Annotated in this window: 22 protein-coding genes; 9 read left to right on the top strand and 13 right to left on the bottom strand. The window is 65.3% G+C overall.

The window, feature by feature from the left end; all coding sequences use genetic code 11:
* The first annotated feature begins 2 nt into the window (after positions 1-2).
* A complete protein-coding gene (locus IPP90_05060) occupies positions 3-845 on the top strand; it encodes a YdcF family protein (protein MBL0170091.1) in 843 nt (280 codons plus the stop codon).
* 142 nt (positions 846-987) lie between these two features.
* Here IPP90_05060 and IPP90_05055 read toward each other — a convergent pair whose 3' ends face one another.
* Complete coding sequence (locus IPP90_05055) at positions 988-1,479, bottom strand: hypothetical protein (GenBank protein MBL0170090.1); 492 nt, start codon at positions 1,477-1,479, stop codon at positions 988-990.
* Between the two features lie 191 nt (positions 1,480-1,670).
* Here IPP90_05055 and IPP90_05050 point away from each other — a divergent pair, with 191 nt between their 5' ends.
* Positions 1,671-2,624, top strand: a complete 954-nt coding sequence (locus tag IPP90_05050) for a hypothetical protein (GenBank protein ID MBL0170089.1) — start codon at positions 1,671-1,673, stop codon at positions 2,622-2,624.
* A 36-nt stretch (positions 2,625-2,660) separates the two neighbouring features.
* Here the strand turns inward: IPP90_05050 and IPP90_05045 are convergent, their stop codons facing one another.
* Together IPP90_05045 and IPP90_05040 are read right to left on the bottom strand one after the other, a co-directional pair.
* Complete coding sequence (locus IPP90_05045) at positions 2,661-3,095, bottom strand: DUF983 domain-containing protein (GenBank protein MBL0170088.1); 435 nt, start codon at positions 3,093-3,095, stop codon at positions 2,661-2,663.
* The gene (locus tag IPP90_05040; protein MBL0170087.1) at positions 3,092-4,198 is read right to left on the bottom strand and encodes an alpha/beta fold hydrolase; all 1,107 of its coding nucleotides are present in this window, start codon (positions 4,196-4,198) and stop codon (positions 3,092-3,094) included. The genes IPP90_05045 and IPP90_05040 overlap by 4 nt, the downstream gene beginning before the upstream one ends.
* Positions 4,199-4,289: 91 nt before the next feature.
* Between IPP90_05040 and IPP90_05035 the strand changes: the two genes are divergently transcribed.
* Both IPP90_05035 and IPP90_05030 read left to right on the top strand, forming a co-directional pair.
* Positions 4,290-6,473 (top strand): serine/threonine protein kinase, encoded by a 2,184-nt coding sequence (locus IPP90_05035; GenBank protein MBL0170086.1) that lies wholly within the window; start codon positions 4,290-4,292, stop codon positions 6,471-6,473.
* Positions 6,474-6,491: 18 nt separating this feature from the next.
* A complete protein-coding gene (locus tag IPP90_05030) occupies positions 6,492-7,883 on the top strand; it encodes a protein kinase (GenBank protein ID MBL0170085.1) in 1,392 nt (463 codons plus the stop codon).
* 13 nt (positions 7,884-7,896) lie between these two features.
* Here IPP90_05030 and IPP90_05025 read toward each other — a convergent pair whose 3' ends face one another.
* The 9 genes from IPP90_05025 to IPP90_04985 all read right to left on the bottom strand — a co-directional run bounded on the left by IPP90_05025 (position 7,897) and on the right by IPP90_04985 (position 18,376).
* On the bottom strand, positions 7,897-8,910 hold the full coding sequence (locus IPP90_05025) for a hypothetical protein (GenBank protein MBL0170084.1): 1,014 nt from the start codon (positions 8,908-8,910) through the stop codon (positions 7,897-7,899).
* Complete coding sequence (locus IPP90_05020; GenBank protein MBL0170083.1) at positions 8,907-10,094, bottom strand: universal stress protein; 1,188 nt, start codon at positions 10,092-10,094, stop codon at positions 8,907-8,909. Before IPP90_05020 ends, IPP90_05025 begins: the two co-directional genes overlap by 4 nt.
* Positions 10,095-10,104: 10 nt before the next feature.
* The gene (locus IPP90_05015) at positions 10,105-11,250 is read right to left on the bottom strand and encodes a porin (protein ID MBL0170082.1); all 1,146 of its coding nucleotides are present in this window, start codon (positions 11,248-11,250) and stop codon (positions 10,105-10,107) included.
* 29 nt (positions 11,251-11,279) lie between these two features.
* Positions 11,280-11,894 carry a potassium-transporting ATPase subunit KdpC gene (gene kdpC / locus IPP90_05010; GenBank protein MBL0170081.1) on the bottom strand — a complete coding sequence of 205 codons (615 nt, stop codon included), beginning with the start codon at positions 11,892-11,894 and terminating at the stop codon, positions 11,280-11,282.
* Between the two features lie 25 nt (positions 11,895-11,919).
* Complete coding sequence (gene kdpB, locus IPP90_05005) at positions 11,920-14,052, bottom strand: potassium-transporting ATPase subunit KdpB (GenBank protein ID MBL0170080.1); 2,133 nt, start codon at positions 14,050-14,052, stop codon at positions 11,920-11,922.
* 2 nt (positions 14,053-14,054) lie between these two features.
* Positions 14,055-15,779 (bottom strand): potassium-transporting ATPase subunit KdpA, encoded by a 1,725-nt coding sequence (gene kdpA, locus IPP90_05000; protein ID MBL0170079.1) that lies wholly within the window; start codon positions 15,777-15,779, stop codon positions 14,055-14,057.
* Positions 15,780-15,788: 9 nt separating this feature from the next.
* Entirely contained in the window at positions 15,789-15,878 is a 90-nt protein-coding gene (kdpF, locus tag IPP90_04995) for a K(+)-transporting ATPase subunit F (GenBank protein MBL0170078.1), read from the bottom strand.
* 249 nt (positions 15,879-16,127) lie between these two features.
* Positions 16,128-17,639 (bottom strand): DUF4118 domain-containing protein, encoded by a 1,512-nt coding sequence (locus tag IPP90_04990; GenBank protein ID MBL0170077.1) that lies wholly within the window; start codon positions 17,637-17,639, stop codon positions 16,128-16,130.
* Positions 17,636-18,376 (bottom strand): response regulator transcription factor, encoded by a 741-nt coding sequence (locus IPP90_04985; GenBank protein MBL0170076.1) that lies wholly within the window; start codon positions 18,374-18,376, stop codon positions 17,636-17,638. Before IPP90_04985 ends, IPP90_04990 begins: the two co-directional genes overlap by 4 nt.
* A 144-nt stretch (positions 18,377-18,520) precedes the next feature.
* Between IPP90_04985 and IPP90_04980 the strand changes: the two genes are divergently transcribed.
* From IPP90_04980 to IPP90_04970, 3 genes are read left to right on the top strand one after another with little or no spacing between them, the layout of a single operon-like run.
* Entirely contained in the window at positions 18,521-18,931 is a 411-nt protein-coding gene (locus tag IPP90_04980) for a hypothetical protein (GenBank protein MBL0170075.1), read from the top strand.
* 55 nt (positions 18,932-18,986) lie between these two features.
* On the top strand, positions 18,987-19,901 hold the full coding sequence (locus tag IPP90_04975; protein ID MBL0170074.1) for a VOC family protein: 915 nt from the start codon (positions 18,987-18,989) through the stop codon (positions 19,899-19,901).
* Between the two features lie 33 nt (positions 19,902-19,934).
* The gene (locus tag IPP90_04970) at positions 19,935-20,381 is read left to right on the top strand and encodes a GNAT family N-acetyltransferase (protein ID MBL0170073.1); all 447 of its coding nucleotides are present in this window, start codon (positions 19,935-19,937) and stop codon (positions 20,379-20,381) included.
* A gap of 12 nt (positions 20,382-20,393) precedes the next feature.
* Here IPP90_04970 and IPP90_04965 read toward each other — a convergent pair whose 3' ends face one another.
* Positions 20,394-22,712, bottom strand: coding sequence for a carbohydrate binding family 9 domain-containing protein (locus IPP90_04965; protein ID MBL0170072.1), 2,319 nt, complete (start codon positions 22,710-22,712; stop codon positions 20,394-20,396).
* Positions 22,713-22,835: 123 nt separating this feature from the next.
* Here IPP90_04965 and IPP90_04960 point away from each other — a divergent pair, with 123 nt between their 5' ends.
* Positions 22,836-23,627, top strand: a complete 792-nt coding sequence (locus IPP90_04960; GenBank protein MBL0170071.1) for a DUF1028 domain-containing protein — start codon at positions 22,836-22,838, stop codon at positions 23,625-23,627.
* Positions 23,624-24,985: a sulfatase-like hydrolase/transferase gene (locus IPP90_04955; GenBank protein ID MBL0170070.1), complete on the top strand. Its 1,362-nt coding sequence runs from the start codon at positions 23,624-23,626 to the stop codon at positions 24,983-24,985. The genes IPP90_04960 and IPP90_04955 overlap by 4 nt, the downstream gene beginning before the upstream one ends.
* Positions 24,986-24,989 lie beyond the last annotated feature (4 nt).

The raw sequence follows: 24,989 nt of genomic DNA, 5'->3' as shown, positions 1-24,989 counted from the left end.
GCATGACGGGGCGGGACGTGTTTCTGCGGGGGCGCGGCGCCGAAGTCGGTGTTCGCGCCCCCGGTTGGATGGTGCGGTTGTGCGGGGCAACAGTGGCCGTCGGCGTCGTGGCAGTGGCCGACCTGCTGGGGGTGTGGGGCACGCTTGGCATGCCCCGTTGGATGCTGCACGTACTGGCGCTGGGCGGCGGCGCGTTGCTGGGGCCGACGGCATGGGGTGCCCTGCTGTGGCTGGCCAACGGACTGCTGGTGGCCGGGTTGATGCTGGTGATGTTCACACCGATCGTGCGACCGATGGTTTCACGCTTCGTGCGCGCCGATGCCGAAGGGGCCGCGCCCGTTGATGCGGTGGTGGTGTTGTCGGGGGGACTCACCGATGACGGACGCATCACTGGCCAGGCGTTGGATCGTTTACTGTCCGGGGTGTCACTGGCGAAGCGGCGCGCGATTGTCGAACTCGCGCTGTCGGTGGTCGTCCAGGAAGATCGTCACCCACCGGCGTCGTCCGAGGCCGATCAACGCGCCCTCGTGGCGCTGATGGCACCCGAGCTGTCCCTGCGATTGGTGCGCGACGTGCACAGTACGCGCGACGAAGCGCTGGCCTTCGCGGCGCTGGCCCGCACACATGGGTGGCGACGCGTCGCGGTGGTCACCTCGCCGATGCACACACACCGGGCCTGCGCGGCTCTCGAGACCGTGGGCATCGCCGTCGAGTGTCGTCCGGCCGAGTCGCGCGACTATTCGTTGAACGCGCTCAATCGCAGCGAGAATCGTCGGCTGGCCTTTCAGGACGTGCTGTATGAGATCGCGGCGACGCTGCTGTACAGGGTGCGAGGGTGGGGTTAGCGCACGCTGTGCAGAGTGCCTTGACGCTTCTGGCTGAGGAGTGGGAGCGGCGAGGGACTGAGGGGCCAGCAACAGAAGCGTCGAGCGCCAGAGGGGCGAGCCGGCGAGGGCAGGACTGGGTTCTCCCCTCGCCGGCTCACCCCTACGGCGGCCCGACCTCGGTGCGCTTTCGTCGTCTGGACAGGTCCGTCAACATCACCCCGCCCCGATCTGACAGCGACAGCGCCAGCTGCTCCACCTGCACCCAGACGGCCCGCGCATCACCAACCGCCGCGTCGTTCACAAAGCGGGTGCGGGTAAACCCCGCTCCGGTCGGGGCACTCGCATTGGTCGGTCGATTGAGCGTGGTCAGGTACGACGTGAACTGCTCAACCGCCCGCACGACGACAATCGTCCCCGGAGCAGTGCTGTCAGCTCCGTAGTTCGCCACGATGTGCCATTGGCGATACCGGTACGGATCCTCCCACACGCCGCCCAGGCTCGCCCGAACCCACTGGTGCTGGCGACTCTCAGCCGACGTCTGGAGTCCCGTGTTGTGCATCGCCTGCCGAATCACTTCGGGGGCATCGGCAGCTGAGGGCGGAAGCCGGACCCACACCGATTCCAGTGGAGGCGCGTCCAACGGGGAAGACATTCCCTCGGCGTGGGGTATGACGGGTGTTGGCCTGTGACAACCGGTCGATCCGACCCAGACGACCAGTGCCAGGGCCAGCCGAAATGTGTGACCCAGGACACTATCGAATTCGGGAAGCGTGACGTAGCGCACTTTCATGCGATGCCAAAGGCCCATACGTTCCTCGAGTTAGTCCCCCCATCCCCAATACCATGCCCGCAACCAATTTTCGCAACCGTGCGCTGCTGGCCGTCGCCTGTGTCGTCCTTGGCGCCGCCGCGACAGCCTGCACGGATACGGCTTCCAAGGCCCGCGCCGACTCGCTGTCGGCGGAACTGGCCAGCGCGAGCGCTCAGCGCGACTCGCTACAGAGTGTGATGCAGAGCGCCTCGGCTGAAAAGGACCGCGCCCTCAACCAGGTGGTGGAAGCCACCAAGTTCGCCGATCAGGTGGACGCCGAGCTGCGACAGGTTCGCGGCCTGACGTCGAAAGTCACGGTGAACAAGAGCGACGAGTCCGGCAAGACCGAAGCGGCCGACGCCAAGAAGGACATTCTGGCCCGCCTGACGCAGATGCGCCAGCGACTGAATGCCCGGCAGGCGCAGGTTCGCTCGATGATGGACTCCATGAAGACCATGCGCGCCGACTCGGGTGCGACCGCGACGTTGCTGGCCGACCTGAACACGCGTCTCGCCAACCGCGAGAAGGAAATCGTGGCGTTCCAGGAAGAGGTGAAGATGCTGCGGACGCAGAACGCGCAGTTGACGGCCGAAAAGGCGGTCCTGACTGACACCGTGAAGGCGATGGACGTGCGCGAGAACAAGGTCTACTACGTGGTTGGCACGCGGCGTCAGTTGCTGGCCGACGGCCTTGTCACCGAAGAAGGTGGCTCGCGCGGTTTGCTCATCGTCAAGCTGGGCAAGACGCTGGTGCCGGCCCGCTCGCTTGACGAGGCCCGTTTCACCCGCGGTGACCGTCGCGAGGTGCTCACCATTCCGCTGCCGCGCGCAGACCGGCCGTACCGCATTGTGTCGCGGCATGATGTCGGCCTCATCGAAGTCGCCAAGAAGGAAAAGGACGGTTCGTTCCGCGGCGAGTCCATCCGCATCACCGATCCGGCCAAGTTCTGGGCAACCACGCGCTACCTGATTATCGCCGAGAAGTAAGCACGACGGACGAAGGGACGGACGGGAGCTGTTGCACTACAGGTGCGGCAGCTCCCGTTCTCCCATCTCACCCGACGCCGCATGCCAATTCAGCTCTTCGGGGGACAATGGCCGGATGGCGATATCCACGGCGAGCCAGGTGGTCTTTGAGAATGGGTAGCAAATAATGCATCCGGACAGCATCAAGGCGGCCGTGACGTAGGTGATCAGGTCCCATGGCGGGTCGGGCCACGTGACATACACGAAGCCGCACACGCAGAAGAACAGGATGAGCTCCACCGCGATCAGGTTGAACAGATACGCGCCGACGAAGTAGTCCGCTTCTCCGCGTTCCAACCGCAAACCGCAGCTTGGGCAGTGTGTCTTGATCGTGACGAAGTTCGAGAACAGCCCCTTGCCACCGCAATGCGGGCAGCGCAATCGCAGTGCGCGCCACAGCAAGGTGCCCAGCGCGGCGCGAGCAAACGTCATCGTTCAGCCAGCGACGACAGGAACTCGCGCAAGTAGCCGCCCCACACGCTGGGCAGCGAATGCGTGCCATGGCCTCGCGTCTGGTCGGAAATCGGCAGCATGATGAATCGCGTCTTCGGCATCCTGGCCGCATACAGCTCGGCCATCTTGAGTTCCGGCGGGTTCACCTGATCGTCGGCCGAATTGATATACAGGGCGGGCGCCGTGATGCGATCGAGCCGGGTTGACGGATCGTAGTCGCGCGACGCGTCGAACTGATAGAGAAAGTCGTTGGCGTCGGTGGACCGCATGCGGCCATCCAGATACGCGCGGATCACACTGTCGGCCGCGTCGCGCGTGGGCGCCTGCCGCTGCTGCACCAGCGGCGCGCTGGACATGATGTACAGCATCATCTGGGCGGCCTTGAGGCCCGGTGGCGTAGTGGTGTAGTTGCCACCCTGCCACGCGGGATCATCGCGAATGGCATCCATGGCCATGGTGCGGATCATGCGATTGCGGCCGGCAATCTGGGCGGGCACGCAGGCGAACGGCGCGAGGCCGTCCATGAAGTCCGGGTGCGTCTCGCCCCACACCCAGCCATGCATGCACCCCATGGACGTGCCCATGATGAGCCGCAGGTGATTGACACCCAGATGCTGCGTCAACAGCCGGAACTGCGCGTCCACCATGTCGTCGTACGTGTACCGCGGAAACTTGGCCCGCAGTCCGTCGCTGGGTTTGCTGGACCCGCCATGCCCGATCCCGTCGGGCAGCACGATGAAGTATTTGGCGCTGTCCAGCAGTTGGCTGGGGCCAAACAGCTGCCCGGCGTACGTGCCGCTGAGAAAACCGCGCCCGGTCCCTCCGGTCCCATGGAGGATCATCACCGCGTTGCGCACGATGCCGCGCGCGTCTTTGCGCGGCGTGCCCAGCGTGGTGTAGTGCAGGCGCAACTCGGGGAGGACTTCGCCTGTGGTGAAGCGATAGTCGCGCACCACAAAGTCACCCTGTGTGCCGGCGCGGGCCCACGCATTGCCGCCCTGCGCCAACAGCGCGACGGGAAGCAGCGCCGTTGCCAGTGCCACGAGGCGCAGGCGTCGGGAATTCCGTAGAAAGCGAGTCATACCCCAACGTAACGCCTCTGCGCTACTTTACGTACGGTTTCCCTACGGTCCGGTGGCGCCTTCGCCACTCCAGCCTCCACTCGCGCACCGCGTGTCCCGGACGAAAATCTGCCCCCGTTGCGGTGAGACGTACGACGATGCCGTCGCATTCTGCGCGACCGACGGCACACGTCTGGTGCGCGGCGGCCAGCCGACGGACCTGATCGGCACGGTCATCGCCGAACGGTATCGCATCGTCTCGCGCATAGGCGAAGGCGGCATGGGCCAGGTGTATCTCGGCGAACACGTGCGCATGAAGCGCAAGAGCGCCATCAAGATCATGCGCCCGTCGCTGGTGGGTGAAGTGGAAGCCCTCCAGCGGTTCACGCGGGAAGCGGAGAACGCCAGCCAGCTGTCGCACCCGAACATCGCGGCCATCTTCGACTTCGGTGAGACGGCCGACGGGGTGGTGTATCTCGCCATGGAGTATGTGGACGGCTACTCCCTGGCCGGCAAACTGCAGGAGTCGGCGGCGCTGCACCCCGACGTGGCGGCGGACATCCTGGGGCAAGCGGCTGACGCCCTGCAGGCTGCGCACGACCTGAACATGCTGCATCGCGACATCAAACCCGACAACATCATGCTGGGCAAACGTGCCGACGGCACGTACCTGGTGAAGCTGGTGGACTTCGGCATTGCGCGCACCATGGACGGCAGCGACCAGAAGGTCACGCGCACCGGATTTGCCGTGGGCACGCCGCAGTACATGTCGCCGGAGCAGTTGGCCGGCGACACGTTGGACGCGCGCAGCGATCAGTATTCACTGGCGTTGGTGGCATTCTTCTCGCTGACCGGCAAACAGGCGTTCCCCGCCGAGTCGTCCAAGGAATCGCTGATCGCGCGTCTCACCAGTCGACCGCAGACCCTGCAGAACGCCAAGCAGGACGTGCAGTGGCCCGACACGCTGCAGGAAGTGTTTGATCGCGCGCTGGCCCCTGAGCCGTCCGATCGGTACGCCACGGTGTCGGATTTTGCCCATGCGCTGTCGGGAGCCATCAGCGGCATGACGCCCTCGCAAACCGCCGAACTGTATCGACGCGCGCTGGATATGCGTGTGGCCAATGTGGCCGCGCGCACGCCGCACAGCGATCTCGAGTCGCTGCGCACGCCCAGCGGTCAACTGGCCACCATGCGCACGCAGTCCGGTGCGCGCGAGGCGGTGTCGCGTACGGGCGCGACCGCCGTGACATCGACGTCGACGGACGGGACATCCGCCAATGGCGGCACGGGTGGCACCGGTACCGTCAAGCCGCGTGCCCGGTGGCCGTTCATCATCGGCGGTGTCGTGACAGTGTCGGTGGCCGCCACGCTGTACGTCACGCAGCGCGATCGCCAAAGCGTCAATGCGGCGGACAGTACGGTCCTGCTTGCGGTGGCACCTGCTGACACCACCGCGCGGGTGAGCGTACCGCCGGTGGCCGCCAGTGCGCCGCCCACCGTTCCTGTCACTCCGCCTGCGGCCAAGCCTATGTCCGTGGCGTCAGACAGCAGCAGGCGCGTAGCGCTGCGCGACTCCGTGCGGCGGGACTCCGTGCGGCGCGACGCGGCCAAGCGTGCACAGAAGGCTGCCGCCGACAGCGCTGCCAAGGCCAACAGTGTGCGCGCGCGTTACCCGGAAGCCGCCGAGCGGGCCATGATTGGCCGCGGAATTGACGCCAAGGCGCGCTTGGTGAAAAGCGGTGACGTGCGTGCGGTCATCATGTCGACACCGATGTTTGTGTGGCGTGCCGAGCAGGCGCGCGCCTGGAAGAACGCCAACACCGGCCCGGGTGGCACCGTGTACAGTGTCGTCGACCCGATTGAGGTGTGGAGCGCGTGGACGCCGTTGGCCGCGTCGCATCGCGCCGTGTATGTGCTGGAAGTGACCACCGAGAAAGCTCCGTGGCCCGCCTATGCGCCGGAAAAGCTGTTCGACATCAAGCGCGGCGATGTGTCAGCGGTGGAGGTGTTGCGCGACGGCGCACCCGTGTCGCTCGATGCAACCTCCCGCATTCCCGCCGTGGTGAACGGACCGGCGCACCTGGCCGCAGGCAAGGCGGTGACCAACGCGTTCGTGGCGACGTTGGCCCCCACGTCGTTCATTCCGCGCGAGGACGGCACATGGCCCAGGATCGAGCTGCTGGTGCACGACGCGACGCGTGACGGGGCTATTACCAGGGTCACGTTATCGGAATCACTGGTGCGTCGTCTCTATGACGACTTCGCGCCGTGGCGCGACGCGATTTCCCGACCCTGACCCTCGGCGACCGACGGCATGACCCACGACTCCGGCTCAATCCTCATCGGCACGGTCATCGCCGACCGCTATCGCATTCTCAAGCGCGTTGGTGAAGGCGGGATGGGTCAGGTGTTTCTGGCCGAACACATCCGCATGAAGCGCAAGAGCGCCATCAAGATCATGCGCTCGGCGCTGGTGGGCGACGCGGAGGCCCTGCAGCGCTTCACGCGCGAAGCGGAGAATGCCAGCAAGCTGTCGCATCCCAATGTCGCGTCGATTTTTGATTTCGGTGAAACCACCGATGGTCTGGTGTATCTGGCCATGGAGTTCATCGAGGGCGAGTCGCTGCATGCCACGCTCGCGCGTGAAGTGGCGCTGCATCCGATGGTGGCCGCCGATGTGATCGGTCAGGCGGCCGATGCCCTGCAGGCGGCGCATGACCTGGGCATTCTGCATCGGGATCTGAAGCCCGATAACCTGATGCTCAGCAAGCGGGCGGATGGCACGTACCTGGTCAAGCTGGTGGATTTCGGGATTGCGCGCACCATGGATAGCGGCGCCACGCGCGTCACCCGCACTGGATTCGCGGTGGGCACGCCGGAATACATGTCGCCGGAACAGCTGGCGGGCGACGTGCTGGATGCGCGGTCGGACGAGTACGCCCTGGCGCTGGTGGCATTTGCCGCGCTCACCGGACAGGAAGCGTTTGCCGACTCGTCGGCCAAGGACTCGCTGATCTTGCGGCTCACCAGCCGACCGCGTCGACTGGCCGACGTCCGGAGTGACATTGAGTGGCCGGTCACCCTGCAGTCGGTCTTCGATCGCGCGCTGGCACCCGACTCGGCCGACCGCTTTCCGCGCATCGCCGACTTCGCCGACGAACTCGCCAACGCCATCAGTCTCATGACCCCGACGCAGACCGCGGAGCTGTATGGTCGCGCGCTGCAGGGACGCGGCGTGGGTGTGGCTCGGCGCACGCCAAGCATTGACCAACCGACGGTGTCGCGACCGGCCGACCGGTCGAAGACCCCGCCGATCGAGGCGGCGACCGCCGCGCGCGAGGTGCCGGTGGCGCGACCCATCGGCATGCCGGATGCGCCAAAGCGCCGGCTGGTGCCGGCGCTGCTGGTGGTCGGTGCGTTTGTGTATGGCTTGTACTGGTATGGTGCGAAGCAGGCCGATGGTGCGGCACGCCGCCTGTCCGATTCCATTGCATCGGTCTCGCGCACGGTTGCCGGACCGGTGATGCCGTACATCGAGCGGTTGCGGAGTGCAGCAACCGTGACCGACAGTATTGCGAAGCCGGCGGCATCGCCGACGCCGAAGAAGCGCATTGCTCCGGCGCGCGCGAAACGGGATTCTGCCACCGCAGACAGCATTCCGCGCGATACGGCCCCGTTGCCGGATTCGGCAAAGCCGCCCGCCTAGCCGGACGGCGAGGCTACGAGTGGTCGCGCGACGGCGCAGCCGGTGCGCGCGGCAGCACGATTTCAATCGCGTGTCCCACCGCCCGCAGCGAGGCACCCTGCACACGCAATACGCGCTGCGCCGCGATGACCAACGGCTCATCCAGCAGGCTCAAGGCGGCGGGGCCGACATGCATCGTGCATTCGCGCGCCGATGGCGTGGTGCCGATGGTGAGCCCCTGACCCTCGCCGACACGTTCCACCGCCATGGTGGCGATCAGCGCGATGGCTTCCGCCAATGCCGCACGATTGGCCCACACGCGCGGCAGTGCCGGTTCCAGGGCGACATCGATTCGGGTCCCCCGACGATCGGCGCTGGCGCGGACCATTGGGAGAATGGCTCGGACAATGTCGTTCAGCGAGACGAACTCAGGCCGCACCACCAGCGCATCACGGTCCGCGTCCGCTACCATCGACAAACGGCGTAGCGCCGCGTCCATGCCGTCGGCAGCACTGCGCGCCGCCGACAGCAATTCTTCCTGATTTTCGTTCAGCTCGCCGAAGCGCGCATCCAACAGGATATGGAGCGGCAGTCGGACGTCGTCCACCTGCGCTGCGACACCGCGCGACGTGGCGGCCAGCATGGTGGCCTGCTCACCCAGTTGTTTCGCGAATCGCTCCGCCTCCTCAGCACGCTCGCGGGTCAAGGTCATCAGCGCATCGTTAAGTCGGGCGACTTCCCGCTCAATCCGATCCAGCTCATCGAGGTCACGCGATGCAGTGGTGCCTCCAGTGTCGCTGCGTCCCAACCGGCGCAGTCGACCAACCAGATACCGCGTGTTCCACCAGGTCAGTGCCAGTGACATGACCGCGAGTGATGCCGCGCCGGCGACGACGAACTCGGGCGCCTCGCGCCCGATCTCGCCATAGTATGCCAACGCGATCACCAGCCCCAAGGCGAGGAGCGAGGGCGCCAGCCCCAACAGCAAACGCTGGCCGATCGCCGCGCGCAGGCGCTGGGGAATCCGGTCAACCCGAGGCAGGCTCATGACTGGGCACCGTCGGCCATATCGCGAATGGCCGAACGCGGCTCACGCGCCGTCGGCTCATCCCCTGACACCACCAGCACGTCCAGCCCCTCGCTGTTCTCCAACAATCGCTCCACCACCGAGCGCCGCCGCAGGCGGTACCAGCGCGATCGACGCGATTGTCCCACGAGCGCCAGCGCCACGCCACGTTCCCGGGCGAATTGCGCCAACGCGTTGGCGACGTCCTCACCAATCAGTTTGACGTTCTCCGCGCCCAACGACTGTGCCAGCTGAAGATTGTCCACCAATCGTCGCTGCACGGCCGCGTCGATGCGATCGGCACGCTCCTGTGGTGTCTGCACGTAGACGCAGAACCAGTCGGTATTGAGGCGCCCCGCAATGCGACTCGCCTTGCGCAGGAGCTCTCGCGACAGCGACGGATTGCTGGAGAGGCAGACCATCAGGCGGTCCACGTCCCGTGCGGCTTGCGTCCGAGGCGACTCCCGACGCGTGGCCAACTCGCGTGATCGATCCACCGAACTGGCCACTTCGCGCAAGGCGAGTTCACGCAGCGTACTCAGATTGTCGTCGGTGAAGAAGTTGGCCAATGCCGCCGGCACCTTTTCCATGTGATAGATCTTGCCGTCGGCCAATCGCTGACGAAGATCTTCAGCGGACACATCCACATTCACGACCTGGTCCGCCTGCGCCACCAGCCAGTCGGGCACCGTTTCCCGCACTTTGATCGCCAATTCACGTTCCAGCACGTCGTTCAACGATTCGAGGTGTTGCACATTCAACGCCGATATGACGTTGATCCCCTCGTCGAGCAGGAACCGCACGTCTTCCCAGCGCTTGGCGTGGCGCGACCCCGGCACGTTGGTGTGCGCCAATTCATCGACAATCGCCACCTGCGGCCGACGCTCGACAATCGCGTCAACGTCCATCTCCTCGACGTCCACGCCGCGGTAGGCCACCCGCCGGCGGGGGACCTGCTCAAGGTCGCCGATCAGCGCCATCGTCTCGGCACGCCCATGCGCCTCCACGTATCCGACAACGACATCAAGCGTTCGACGCCTGAGGTCGTGCGCCTCCTGCAGCATCCGATACGTCTTTCCGACGCCGGCTGCCGACCCGATGTAAAGCTTGAGCTTTCCGCGTTCCCGCTGTTTGACGAACGAGAGAAAGCTCGTGGTCTCGTTCATGAGAACCCGTTCAGAAGGTGAGAGCCAGCGAGGTGACCACCAGGGCATTCGACCTGCTCGGCATATCGGTCGCGCCATCTGGGAAAAGCGCGCGCCTATTCCGCCACCCGCGCAGTTCAGTGCGCCAGAGCACCCTGGCATACGGCGACACGTCAACACCAGCCGACCCGCCGACGCCATGGAATGCAGGATTCGGCGCCGGCGCGCCGTTCACGTCGTGCACTCCGGTGGCGATGATGACCTGATCGGCATCGATGTAGCCCTCGACCCGGCCGGACAGCGCGACCCGCGGCGTGGCTTGCACGCGCGCGATGGCGGTCCATCCGCTCCATGTCGACGATCCGGACACGCCCGAACCACGCGACTGCGACCCCAGGTCGACCTGTCCGATCACCGTCAGCGCCCCTTGCGTGTGCTTGAGTCCCACGCCGTTGAACGAGCGCAAACGGGTGCCCGCTTCGGCCGAAAAGAAGTTGTAGTAGCTGAACGTCGTTGCACTGGTGGCGGCCAGATCCAACCGCACGCCGGCGCCCTTTCCGCGATTGTTCTCGGCGATGTTTTGCCAGCCATTCACGAGGTCCAGTTGCGCCGTCAGCTTCGCCGTTGGCGTCCACGTGAGCTTCACGCCGCTCTGGTAGTACGGCGAGTACTCGGCCACCAGCGATCTGGTGTACGTCGGACTGTCGCGCGATACCCAGCCTTCCATCCCCATGTGCGAGTAGAACACACCGCCATCCACCCACAGGTCACTCGCAAGCTGCACGCCGACCACGGCCTCCTGTATCATGCGCGATAGCGCCGGACCACTCACGCTGCCGCTGGCCGGTTCGCCGGCGTAGTTCGACTGCACGGACGTGCCGGTCTGCAGCGCCAGTCGGCCGCGATAGTGCGGGGCCTCCAGCTTCGCCTCGATGTAGGCCAGATTGATATTGAACTCGTTGTGCCGCGCCGGTTGCGTGGTGAACGTCGTGCCACCCGCAAACGAACGATCGAAGGAGGGGGGACGCCCAAAGTCCCACGCGAAGTAGCCGTCGACAAAACCGCCGAAGGTGATGCGCGGCGTGGAGTCGGTGGGCGCGCCCTGGGCGGCGCTGTGCTGCACGGGGGCCACCGTCAGTGACAGCGCTACGGCAACAAGGGAAAAGCGGATGCGCATCTGAAGTGAGCCCCGAGTGAGGTGTCGAGTTATCTGGCGGAACCCGTTGTCGCGCTGGTGCGCGCCATGAAAAACGCCGAGTCGATCGCGATGTTGAGCAACAGCACGTTCACGCGCGGTTCACCGAGTACGCCGAACTGGCGTGATTCAGTGCGCTCGTCCAGCAGCCGGCGCACGGCCGCCGAATCGACCCCGCGAGCGCGTGCAACGCGCACCACCTGAAGCTGCGCGTTGGCGGGTGAGATGTGCGGGTCGAGTCCGGAGGCACTCGCCGTCACCAGATCCGACGGCACGGCGCCCTTCTGCACACCCAGTTCGGCCACGGCCGAATCGACTCTGTGCCCGATGAGCGTGTCAGCCAGCTTGCGATCGGTCGGTCCCTTGTTCGTGCCCGACGACGCGGCGGCATCGTAACCGCCCCCGGCCGCTGACGGTCGCGAATGGAAGTACTCGGGCCTGGAAAAGGTCTGCCCGATGAGGGCGCTCCCGACCACCTTGCCGTTCACCGTGACCAGCGACCCGTTGGCCTGCGCCGGGAAGAGCACCTGGGCAATTCCGGTGACCAGCCCCGGGTAGATGAGACCGGTGAGCACGCACAGCACCAACGTGAGTACCAGCGCCGGTCGGATGTTTTCGTGTAGCATTGCAGTTCCCTGTGTGAAGCGCGACTCAGACGAGCCGCAGGGTGACGAGCAGGATGTCAAGGAGTTTGATCCCCACAAATGGCACGATCAACCCACCGACGCCGTACACGAGGAGATTCCGACGAAGCACGGTCCCTGCCAAGGCGGGACGGTATTTGACGCCGCGCAGTGCCAGCGGAATGAGCGCAACGATCACGAGCGCGTTGAAGATCACCGACGCGAGAATGGCACTCTCGGGTGAATGCAGCCGCATGACATTGAGTGGCTCGAGCGCGCCCTGTACGCCGTAGATGGTGACGAAGATGGCGGGAATGATCGCGAAGTACTTCGCCACGTCGTTGGCAATCGAGAAGGTGGTGAGCGAGCCGCGCGTCATGAGCAGCTGCTTGCCGATCTCGACGATCTCGATCAGCTTGGTGGGATTCGAGTCGAGGTCCACCATGTTGCCGGCTTCCTTGGCCGCCTGCGTGCCGGTGTTCATGGCCACGCCCACATCGGCCTGCGCGAGGGCGGGGGCATCGTTGGTGCCGTCGCCGGTCATGGCGACCAGGTGCCCGCCCGCCTGTTCCCGTTTGATAAGCGACATCTTGTCTTCCGGCGTCGCTTCAGCGAGGAAGTCGTCGACACCAGCTTCTTGAGCGATGGCCGCCGCCGTGAGCGGGTTGTCGCCGGTAATCATGACCGTGCGGATGCCCATCGCGCGCAACCGATCGAACCGCTCGCGCATGCCACCCTTCACGATATCCTTGAGGTAGATCACTCCCAGCACGCGCGCGCCGGCGTTGTCCCGCTCGGCGACCGCCAGCGGTGTCCCACCTTCGCGCGCGACCTTCTCGATGAGCCGTTCGAGGTCGGCCGGCGATGTGCCGCCGTGTTCCCGCACCCAGCGCACGATCATGTCGCTAGCGCCTTTCCGAAGCTGACGGCCGTCCGACAGGTTGACGCCGCTCATGCGCGTGGAGGCCGAGAATGGCACGAACTCCATGCCGCTGTGTCCCGTGGCGTCGCCGACCTCGCGACCCCTGAGAGCGAACTGCGCCTTGGCCAGCACCACGATGCTGCGCCCCTCAGGCGTTTCGTCGGCGAGCGACGACAGCTGCGACCGGTCCGCGAGGGTCCGTTCCTCGACCCCATACACGGGCATGAACGAGGCCGCCTGGCGGTTGCCCAGAGTGATCGTGCCGGTCTTGTCGAGCAACAAGGTGTTCACATCACCCGCCGCTTCGACGGCGCGACCACTCATCGCGATGACGTTCTGCTGAATGAGTCGGTCCATGCCGGCGATGCCAATAGCCGAGAGCAGGCCCCCGATGGTGGTGGGAATCAGACACACCAGCAGCGCAATCAGCACCGGAATCGCCACCGGCGACTGTGCGTAGATCGCGAAGGGTTGCAGTGTGGCGACCGCGAGCACGAAGACCAGCGTCAACCCCGACAGCAGGATGGTCAGCGCGATCTCGTTTGGCGTCTTCTGGCGCGATGCGCCTTCGACGAGCGCGATCATGCGATCGATGAACGTCTCGCCGGGATTCGCCGTGATGCGAATGACGAGGTAGTCGGACAGCACCCGCGTGCCGCCGGTCACCGCCGAGCGGTCACCGCCGCTCTCGCGAATGACCGGGGCGCTCTCGCCGGTGATGGCGCTTTCATCCACCGAGGCGACGCCTTCCACGACCTCACCGTCTCCCGGGATCACGTCGCCCGGCAGGCACAACACCCGGTCATCGCGCCGCAATGACGGTGCCGGCACCTCGGTAACCCGTGCGGTGTCCACGCGGCCATGCAACGCCTCACTCGACCCCAGCTTGCGCGCCGACGTCTGCGTGCGGCTCTTGCGCAGGGTGTCGGCCTGGGCCTTGCCACGCCCTTCGGCCATGGCTTCAGCGAAGTTGGCGAACAGCATGGTGAACCAGAGCCAGATGGCCAGCTGCAGCAGAAAGCCGATGCCAAACATGCCCGACGCGACGTCTCGAAGCAACACGATGGTCGTATAGACCGAACCGACCAGCACCACGAACATCACCGGGTTCTTCACCATCAGTCGCGGATCGAGCTTGCGGAATGCGTCGACAATGGCGCGGCGCACAATCTCTGGTGCAAACATTGGCCGTTTGGCGTTGTCTGCGGGCGACGACGACTGGGTATTGATGGCGTTCATGATCAGGACAGCGCTCCGGCGCCCATAAGGAAGTGTTCAACGATGGGCCCCAGCGCGAGCACCGGGAAGAACGTCAGCGCGCCCACAATGAGCACGACGCCCACGAGCAGTGTGGTGAACAGCGGGCCCGAGACCGGAAACGTTCCGCTCGACGCCGGGACCGCCTTCTTCTCGGCCAGGAATCCGGCCAGCGCGATCATCGGCACGATCAACAGGAAGCGGCCAAACAGCGTCGCGAATCCGAGTTGCGTGTTGTACCAGTACGTGCCGCCGGTCAGTCCGGCGAATGCCGAGCCGTTGTTCGCGGTAGCTGATGAAAACGCATAGAGGATTTCCGAAAGCCCGTGCGCACCGCTGTTGTTCAGGCCGGCCAAACCAGGCGGTGCAACGACACTGACAGCCGTGAAGACCAGGATGGACGCAGCTGCCGCCAACACATACAGCATGGTCATCTGCACTTCGCGCGCCTGGATCTTCTTGCCCAGATACTCCGGAGTGCGACCCACCATGAGGCCGGCGATGAACACGGTCAGCACTACCATGATCAGCATGCCGTACAGTCCGGCACCGACCCCGCCGAAGATCACCTCGCCGAGCTGCATGTTCACGATCGGCACCATGCCGCCCAGTGGCGTGAACGAGTCGTGCATCGCGTTCACGGCACCACACGACGCGTCCGTGGTGACCACGCTGTACAGGGCCGAGTTGGCGATGCCGAAGCGCACTTCCTTGCCCTCCATGTTGCCGCCGGGGTTGACCGCCGTCGTCGCCACGTCTACCCCCCGCGCGGCATGGATCGGGTTCCCGCGGGCTTCCGCCCAGTAGGTGGCGGTGACACCACCGATGAAGAGCACGAACATGGCGGCCCACACCGACCAGCCGTGTTTCAGATTGCCCGTCATGCGCCCCAGCAGATACACCAGCGCCGATGGAATCATGAAGATCATGGCCATCGACCAGAAGTTGGTCCACGGCGTCGGGTTTTCGAACGGATGCGCCGAGTTGGCGTTGAAGAAGCCGCCACCATTGGTACCCAGCTGCTTGATGGCCTCCTGACTCGCCACGGGACCCATGGCGATGGTCTGCGTGGCGCCCTCAAGGGTGGTGACGTCGAGATACGGATGGAAATTCTGGATGACCCCCTGCTGGACGAGCACCAGCGAAAACACGAGCGACAGCGGCAGCAGCACGTACAGCGTGCCGCGGGTCAGGTCCACCCAGAAGTTGCCCAGCCGTCCGCGCCCTTCTTCACCGCGCCGCGCAATGCCGCGAACGAGCGCCACGGCCGCGGCGATGCCGACGGCGGCCGAGATGAAGTTGTGGAAGGCCAGCTGCGTCATTTGCGAGAAGTACGACATGGTCGTTTCGCCGACGTAGCTCTGCCAATTGGTGTTCGTGGTGAAGGACGCCGAAGTCTCAAACGCCTGCCGATCGACGACCGCCGGGACGTGCTGCGGATTGAGGGGCAGCACGTGCTGCAGGCGCAACGCAACGTAGGTGAACAGCATCGACACGAGGCTGAACAGCAGTAAGCCGGCCAGATATCGGGTCCAATGCTGGTCGTCCTTTGCATCCACGCCACCGAGCGCGTAGATGGGGCGTTCGATGGCGCGCAGCCACGTGAAGCTGCCGTCGAAGACCCGTACGAGATAGAGCCCCAGGGGCTTGGCGATTGCGAAGACGCACAACGAGAAGATCGCGATCTGCATCCAGCCATTCATGGTCATGACCAGGCCTCAAAACCGCTCAGGGCGGAGCAGTGAGTACACGAGATAGGCGAAGATCGCGGCGGCAAGCGCGAGCGCGATGACCGATTCGGTCGTCATTTGGCGCGATCCTCGGAGGCGTCAGCCGCGGTGCGCTTTCCCAACGCCTCGCAGGCTGCCACGTACAGCAGCATCAGCGCGAAGAACAGGATCGTTCCGGCGATGTAGAGCAGGTCCAGCATGGAAGCACTCCTCTCTGGTTCGGGACACCCGGAGGATGCGTGGCGATTCGTGAATGGCGCACAATCATTGCCTGCAATCTCGCAAAGAACTTACAAAAGTTGAGTCTCCCGTCTCCCGTCTCCCGTCTTACCCCGGCGGCCCCTCCGCCGCCGGCAGCGCCAGCACAAACACGGCGCCGCCGCCTGTGCGTGGCCTGTACTCCAGTGTGCCGCCTTGCGCGTCCGCCAATCCGCGCGCGATGGACAACCCCAGCCCCGTGCCGCGTGCATCCGGCGGCGTGCTGGCCGGCCGATAGAACGGCTCGAAGATGCGATCCCGTTCGCCCGCAGCGACACCAGCCCCCGTATCCGCCACTTCGATGATCACGTGCTCCGCATCCCGTCGGGCACTGATCTCAATGGCGGCCGATTCCGGTGAGTACTTGGCCGCATTCTCCAGCAGATTGACGAGGATGCGTGTCGACTGCGTCAGGTCAAACGAGGCAATGAGCATCTCGTCCGGCAGCCTCACGTCCACGGGATGCGACGCCAGGGCACCCTGCGCCTGCTGCAGTGCGCCCCCAATCAACTCGTCCACGGTGTTCACCGCGGGCACGGGCTGCACGGCACCCGCGTGAATGCGCGACTGTTCCAGCAGGTCGCCCACCAATCGGTCCAGTCGATCCGCCTCGTTTTCAATGATGCGCGCGGCGCTGTTCGCGTCTGTCGCCTGGATTTCGTGCGCCAGCGCCTTGATGGTGGTCAGCGGCGTGCGCAAATCATGTGAGACCGACATGAGCAGGGCGCTGCGCAGCAGTTCCATGCGGCGCTCCGCCTCCGCCCGTTCCGCCGTGGCCTCCAATCGCACGCGCTCTACACCCAGAGCCGCGTAGTACGACAGCGCGTCCAACAATCGCGCGCTGTCGGCCGTGAGCGCCTCACTGGTGGCATACCGAACGCATAGAACGCCGACTATGCGGTCACCCACGTCAAGCGTGCGGTAGAGGACTTTGAGGTCGAGTCCAATCAGGGAGGCGGGATCGAGGCGCGTCGTGCCGTCCGGAAGTTGTACCGCCAGATGCACGGTCTTTCCGAACCAGCCCGTCAGTGTGTTCCCCGCCGTGCTCGCGGTGCGATCCTGGGGCGCGACGGTCGTTCGATGCAGCGTGCCGCTGGATTCGCGGCGGTACAGCTCCACCGCATCCGCCGCCAACGACAATCTGATCACTTCGGCAATCGCCTGCAGCGCGTCTTTCGCGCTTGGTGCCGCCAGCGTCTCCGCGCCAAGTGTGGCCAAACGGTCCACTTCGAGCGCTCGGGCCAGAGCCGCCTCGGCCGTGCTGCGCGCGCGGTGCAGGAGTTGCGCGGCCACGATACCCGTGGGGAGGAACGTCACCAGGACGAGGAAATCGAGCGGGTCCGCGATGATCAGCGTGTGATACGGCGGCAGGAAGAAATAGTTGAACACGACGAATGCGACGCCGGCCGTGGTGAGGCCCACCGCCCGACCGGCAGCCGCGCTCGCCCCCAACACCACAAGCAGATACACCAGCGCGACATGCGCCTTGTCCATCCGGTCGCGCGCGAGCAGCAGGAGCAGCGTCGCGCCCACCAGCGCGCCCATCCACAGCAGCCACTGACGCCACGACTGTCGTCTCACGCGTGGCTCAACGAATCGGGTTCAAACCGATAGCCGATCCCCGGCTCGGTGTGAATGAATCGCGGGCGCACCGGATCGTCCTCAAGCTTGCGCCGAAGATGTCCCACGTACACCCGCAAGTACTGTTGTGCATCGCCTTCCGCGTTTCCCCACCCGGCGGCGAACAACTGCCGATGGGTCAGTGTCTGTCGTGGATGCAGCACGAACGCGCGCAGCAAGGCAAACTCGGTGGGCGTGAACCGTACCAACACGCCCGCCCGCTCCACTCGGCGCCGCTGCACATCCACCACCCACTCCCCGAACGCGCAGACGGCCGGTGTCGTCGACGACGCCGAACGAGCGCGGCGCAGTTGCGCGCGCACTCGCGCCACCAGTTCCATCGTGCTGAACGGTTTGGTCACGTAGTCATCGGCACCGGCATCCAACAGCGCGGCCTTCTCGGTGTCCTGGTGCCGAGCCGACAGCACAAGAATTGGCGCGTCCAGCCATTTTCGAATCTCGCGACACACGTCAATGCCCGGCTTGTCGGGCAGCCCGAGATCGAGAATCACCAGCGCTGGCCGCTCGGCTGCCGCCAGATCGATTCCCTCACGCGCCGTGGCCGCCTCCACCACTCGAACAGTCACGTCCTGAACGCCGGGCTCCAACAGCGCTTGTGCGGTCAGGGCGTGCTTGAGCGCGCGACGAATGGGCGCTTCGTCGTCCACGATGAGGATGGTGAGCTGGCCGGTGGTCATGCGCCAAACCGCTGCGGGCTGCACGTCATCCTGAAGGTTAGCTCGCTGGAGGCCACTCTGAACAGCGGCGAAACGGATCGCAGCGGGGTGCGCACGGTTTTTGCGGATTCTTTACGGGCGTCCGACTGATATTGCATTGACCCCATGACCCTTTCATCCGACGGTCCAGCGCTGACGCTACCCAGTCAGGTGGCGATGTTGCTTGACGCGGTGACCGCCTGGTCATCGCAACGGTGGCGCGCGGCATTGTGCACCGCGCGCGAACCCCTGCATCGCGCGCGCCGCGATACTTCTCGCGCCTTATGCGATGCCGTGCTGGCGGCTGACCACCAGCATTTGCAGTACTGGCTGGTGCGTGACGCAGTCCGCACCTCGATGGCGCTCTCCCTAGCGTCGGGAAGTGCGCTCAACGATGTGCTGGCCGTGGAACTGCTGGAGGATGCCGCGCTCGCGGTGCTGGCCCGACCAGCGTTGCCGTTGATGGATCTGGCCGTGCTGCTGGGGCCGTGCCTGCCGTTGTTTGGTACGGAGGGGTCCAACGAGCCCGACCCGTGAGCCGTCACCGCACTCGCTGTTGACGTCTCGTGTGGCATCCGGCTGATTTCAGGCCATGATTGAGCCTTCTGCACCTGCCGTGGCCGGCTCGTACGGCATAGCGCCGCCGGACCATCGCCTCCCCGACGCGACACAACTGGGACCGGTGCATCTCCAAATTGCCGAACTGGCGCGCTCCATCGCCTACTACACCGATATCATCGGACTTCGTGTCCTCGACCAGCACGAAGGCGTCGCCCGGCTCGGCGCGCAGCACGACAATCGCCCCCTCATTGTGCTGCACGAACTGCCCGGCGCCCGCCCAGTGCCGCCGCACGGCCGCCTGGGACTATTCCATGTGGCCATCCTCCTCCCCGACCGCGCATCGCTGGGTCGGTTTCTCACGCATCTGGCCGAACGCAATGAACACGCGGGCATGTCCGATCACTTCGTGAGCGAGGCGCTCTATCTCACCGATCCGGATGGGTTGGGACTCGAGATTTACGCCGACCGTCCACGCGAGCAATGGCAGTCGCGCGATCGTCAACTGGCGATGGGCACTGAACCACTCGATGTGCGCGCCGTACTGGCGGCTGCCGATGGCGTGGCATGGACCGGTGCCCCCGCTGGCACGACGATCGGCCACGTGCATCTGCATGTGGGCGATCTGGCGCACGCGTCGGAGTTCTACCACGACACGTTGGGGATGGACAAGATGGTGTGGGAGTATCCCGGCGCACTGTTCCTTGCCGCCGGGGGCTATCACCATCATCTGGGCACCAACACGTGGGCACGCGGTGCCGACGCGGCGCACGCCAACGAAGCGCGTCTGATGGAGTGGACGATAGACGTCCCGTCGGCGTCCGATGTGCAGGCGGTCGCGGCCTCCGCAACCAAACGGCAGGTGGCCGTGCGGTCCGACGGCGACGCGATTGTGTTGCAGGATCCCTGGGGTACGACCGTGCGCGTGCGCCCTGCAGTGTCCGCGTGAATCGCTGATCACTCACTTCACGGAGAACGGCTCATGTCACTCCAGATTCGCCCGGCAACCACTGACGATCTGCATGCCGCCGTCACACTCCTTCGCGCGCGTGACTTGCCGACTGATGGCTTTGCCGACCTGCTGCGGGCACACCCGCAGCACGTGCTGCTGGCGGAACTGAATGGTGCCGTGGTGGGGTCGGCCGCATTGGACGTCCACGACAATGTCGCGCTGTTGCGATCAGTTGCGGTGGCGCGCGATCTGGCAGCGCTCGGTGTCGGCACGCGTTTGGTGAACGACTTGATTGCCCTGGCCCGCGCGAGCGACATCACCACACTGTACCTGCTGACCACGACAGCCGAACAATGGTTCCCCAAGTTCGGATTCACCGTCATCGATCGCGCCTCGGTGCCCCCCGCGCTGGCCGCTACGGTCGAGTTCACCTCGGCGTGTCCATCCAGTGCTGTGGTGATGCGATGCGACTTGTAGTGCGCTGACACGCTACACCCGGAAATACCGCACGTACTTGGCCACCAGTGTGCCGCGGGTCGGTGTCCGCCAGGGAATGCCGCGCGCGAGATCGGTTGGCCACTGACTGGTCCACACCACGTACAGATCGGAGCCCGGCGACGACGTCCACCGCACGCGCGCGTTCACCGCACCGCGATTCGATTCATTGTCCCACTGCGCGAACAGCGTCGTGCTGAGCCGCGGGCTGGTGGCGACGTCCAGTCTCACGCGCGCGGTCTGCGCGGTGAATCGCACCGTGCTGTCGGGCAATGCCAACGATGCCGCCGTGCGGTTGTAGTCGAGGCTGACGTTGATGTGCGGCGCGAAGCGGCCGCGCAGCGAAGCACTCAATTCGGTCGAGCGCCCAGTGTAGAATCCGCCGCGCGCCACCGAGGCATCCACGCCAATTGTGCGGGCGCTGGACGATTGGAACTGGAGTTCGGTGGAATTCCAGGCATAGCGACCCGCCTCGACTTCTGCCCCATCAAAGAGATCGAACGCCTCAGTCGGCGCATCGAACTCACGTTTGAATTCAATCGAGATCTCGTCGCCGCTTTCGAATTCGAGTCCCAACGGCGACGTGCTGATCGAGCCATTGGACAGACCCGTCAACGGCCCGGTGGCGCCCATTGTGCGCACCAGATTACCGCTCAACACATCGAACTTGAACTGACGCACATGCATGGCGGTGAATGGGCGCCCGACCGCCCCCAGCGCGTCCGGACGCGGCGTCAACTCCGTGTTCCACGACGTGCGCACGACGCCACGCTGCTGCACGAAGCCGAGGTCGGGATTGAATCCGGCTCCGATGCGGTCGATGCGCAACGCGATGTCCGCGACGTCGTTCGGGAAATCGACAATGCCGCGCATGTAGTACGGGTCGCCCACGGTGGCACCGCCGTCCATGGCGGCGGTGGCCAGCAGCACCAGATTCTGGTCCCGAATGACATACGGGAGGTTGATGTCCACACCACCGGCACCGCTGCCCGGTCCTCCACGTGGTGCATTCATCGTCGCCATCGCCCCGACGTACCCACGGCCCAGGATATCGCGCTTCACCCGTCCGACAACCGCCGTAGCCGGTTCGTTCCCACCGGTGTGCGTGGTCAGCAGCCCGACTTGCTGCGCGCCGAGCCGGCCCGTCAGACGTGCGCCGCCCTGCAGCGGGATCGGGGCACCGTCCGCACCCAGCCCAACACGCCGACTATAGAACAGTTGCGTCTCGCCACGTCGACCAAAGTCGAAGATTCCCGCGCCTTCAGTGAAGAACGGACGCTGCTCCGGAAAGAAGAGCGAGAATCGCGACAGGTTCACCACCTGCCGATCGACTTCGGCCTGCGCAAAATCGGCGTTGGCCGTCAGGTCGAGCGTCAACGTGGGCGCGGGCGCCAACTTCGCATCCAATCCCGCCGTGCCACGAAGTCCGCGTGCCCGCGTGGCGGCGAGTGAGCCGTCATCGAGCACGGTGCGTTCGGTCAGGGCGCCTGTCGTCACGACATACGGTCGAAACTCGGCGATCGCGCGTCGCGGCAGCCCTGCTTCCAGCACCTGCTTCGCCTCCTTGAATCCGATCAGACTGCCGGCCCGTTCAAGAAAGCGAATGCCCTCGGTTCGCTTCCAGGCGGTCCAGAGCGCGGATTCATTCTTGCGCCGGATGTATCGTCGCACGTTGATGTCCCACGCATCGGCCGCCGCGTCGGCGTCCACGGGACGATAGCGCAGCGTCTGCCAGGGAATCAGAATCTCGGCCTGCCATCCGTCGCCCGTAATCCTGGCGCGGCCATCCCAAATGCCATCCCACTCCCGCGATTCTCCCTCGAAGTTGAGCACTTCGGCATCATTGAGCGCACCGTTCGGATTGATACTGAACAGGAAAGCCGTGCGCTTGTCCGCCGTAGGCGAGAGCATCACGGAAACGTGATCGTCGGCGCCGAAGTCGGCGTCACGGCGCAGTTGCGTGCGGCGAATGCCTTGCGGCTCGCGATCGAACGCCCACACCCCAATCCACAACCCTTCTGGCGATCCGACAAATCGCACGACCGTGCGTTCCGTGACCGCCTCGCCCTGGCGCGGATCGCGCTGGGTGAATGTCGTCAGGCTGTCCGTCCGCAGCCACGCCAGCTCGGTGAGCAATCCATCCAGCTTGAGCCCGCGCTCAAACAGGATTCGCGGCGACGCACCAGTACTGTCGCGCGTCGGAATCACCGGGACGGTGGCGCTTTGCGCACGCGCGGTGCGCGTCGGCAGGGCGAACATCGACAACGCCAGCGCCGCCGCGCACACGATGGCGGTGGAGGGGCGGCGATTCAAAACCTGACGACATCCGGAATGCATGACGTGGCCGTGAGCTCGTGAGCGGGATTGCCGTAAACAAGGAACTGAGGCAGCATACACCATCCCACTTGCAGGTTGATGACAACCCGGACGCCGCCCATGCCCAATTCTACCATATCCCGTCGCGTCTTTGCTGGCCTTGTCCTGACACTGACGGCACTGCCGATGACGCTTGGTGCGCAGACCACCAGCGGATTCACCACCACGCCCCAGTTGCCGTGGCCACCCATCGCCACGTTCTCCATTCTGGGCTACGACCCGGCCACCGGCGAGGTCGGCGGCGCGGTGCAGTCGCGCGTATTTTCGGTCGGAAACGGCGTCTTGTGGGCCGAGGCCGGCGTGGGTGTGGCCGCCACGCAGGCCATCGTGGACGTGAGTTACGGACCGCAAGCGATCGCCTTGCTGCGACAGGGCGTGAAGCCGGCCGACGTCATCAAGCGCGTGTGGGACGCCGATCCCGATCCGCGTCCCGCCGACTGGACCAAATTCGGTCGACAGTTCGCGGTGATTGACGCGCAGGGGAATGTGGCCGCCTACACAGGTCCCAAGGCCACCGAATGGGCTGGAGACAAGCAAGGAAAGTTCTGCACGGCCCAGGGCAATATTCTCGCCAGCGCCGAGGTGGTGAGTTCCATGGTGAAGGCCTTCGAAGACACTGAAGGACACTTGTCCCTGCGACTGTTGGCGGCGCTGGAAGCCGGACAGATGGCCGGTGGCGACAAGCGCGGCATGCAATCGGCCGCCATGGTGATCGTGAAGAAGGACGGCGGCGTGTGGCTGCACAACGATGTCGTGCTGCGGTTGCAGGTGGACGACAATCCAGAACCCATCAAGGAGCTGCGGCGCCTGGTGGAGAAAGCGGCAGCACAGCGCCGGCCGGCTCGCCGATGAGCGTGCGACGCGCGGTCGCCCTGTTGGCCCTGCCCATGGCGGCGATCGCGCAGACGCGTCCCACCACACCGCCACGTCCGGCCGTTGCGGCGGCGGCGGCCAATGTGCCGAACATCATCATGCTGATCGTCGACGATCTCGGCTGGCAGGATCTGTCGGTGCCGCTGTATCGCGATACCACCGCCGCCAACCGTCGCTATCGCACCCCGGCCATCGAACAGTTGGCAGCACAAGGAGTCGCATTTACAGACGCCTACGCGGCCGCCCCTGATGGCGTGTTGACGCGCGCGGCGTTGCTCTCCGGTGTGGCGAACCGGATTCCCGCCGGTGGCGGCCCCACGCCGCTGCTGCCTCGTCTGCTGCGAACCGCCGGGTACCGCACCATTCATGTGGGCAAGACCGATTGGGGCGCCGGTGCGTCAGCGGCCGACGCGACCGACGCCAAGGCACTCGGGTTCGACGAGAGTTGGCCGGGCGCGCGGCGCGCCGATTCGCTCACGGCCGACGCCATTCGCGCCATTGATGTCGCGCGCGCGCTTCAGAAGCCGTTCTTTCTCTATCTGGCATACGACGCCGTGCATCATTCCGGCGCGGGCGACGGGCGATTTCTCGATGAGGTGCGCGGGCGAACGCTGGACGAGCGTGACGCCGAGTATGCATCACGCATTGCGGGCGTGGACCAGAGTGTACGTGAGATCTCGCGATATCTGGCCACGACTGCGCTGACAGAGCAGACGCTGGTGGTGCTGCTGTCGGACAATGGCGGATTGGCCGCCTCGACCCGCAGCGGGCTGCGCGATCTCCAGAATGCGCCGTTGCGCAGTGGCATGGGCTCGGCGTACGAAGGTGGACTGCGCGTGCCCATGATTGTCCGTTGGCCCCGGGTCGCGCGCGCGGGACTGCGCGCATCGACGCCGGTGGTCGCCACCGATCTGTTCCCCACGCTGCTGCGCGCGGCTCGCGTGCCCAACGCCACGCAGCTTGCCGGCGGCGTGAAGGGCCAGGATCTCGCGACCACACTGGCCAACACCAAGCCCGTCCCGTTCGACCGTCCCTTGTTGTGGCATAACGGAGCGTATTCGACGAAGATGTTGCCGGGCAGCGAACCGTTTTCCGCCGTACGCAGCGGTATCTGGAAACTCATCTACTTCTACGTCGGCAGCAGGTACGAGCTGTACGACCTGTCGAATGACATTGGCGAAGGACATGAGCAGTCCATGAAGCAACCGGAGATAGCGGCCAGAATGTCGGAGGTGCTGCGTAGCGCGCTCATCGAGGCCAAGGTGCCAATGCCCATTGACTCGGCGTACGGCCGGCCGTTTGGATTGCCGGGTCGGTTGTTGGTGCCGAGGCCGTAGTCGG

The organism is Gemmatimonadaceae bacterium, from assembly GCA_016720905.1.
Lineage (GTDB): Bacteria > Gemmatimonadota > Gemmatimonadetes > Gemmatimonadales > Gemmatimonadaceae > Gemmatimonas.
The sequence above is the reverse complement of the archived record's forward strand: the minus strand, read 5'-3'. Positions and strand labels throughout refer to the sequence as shown.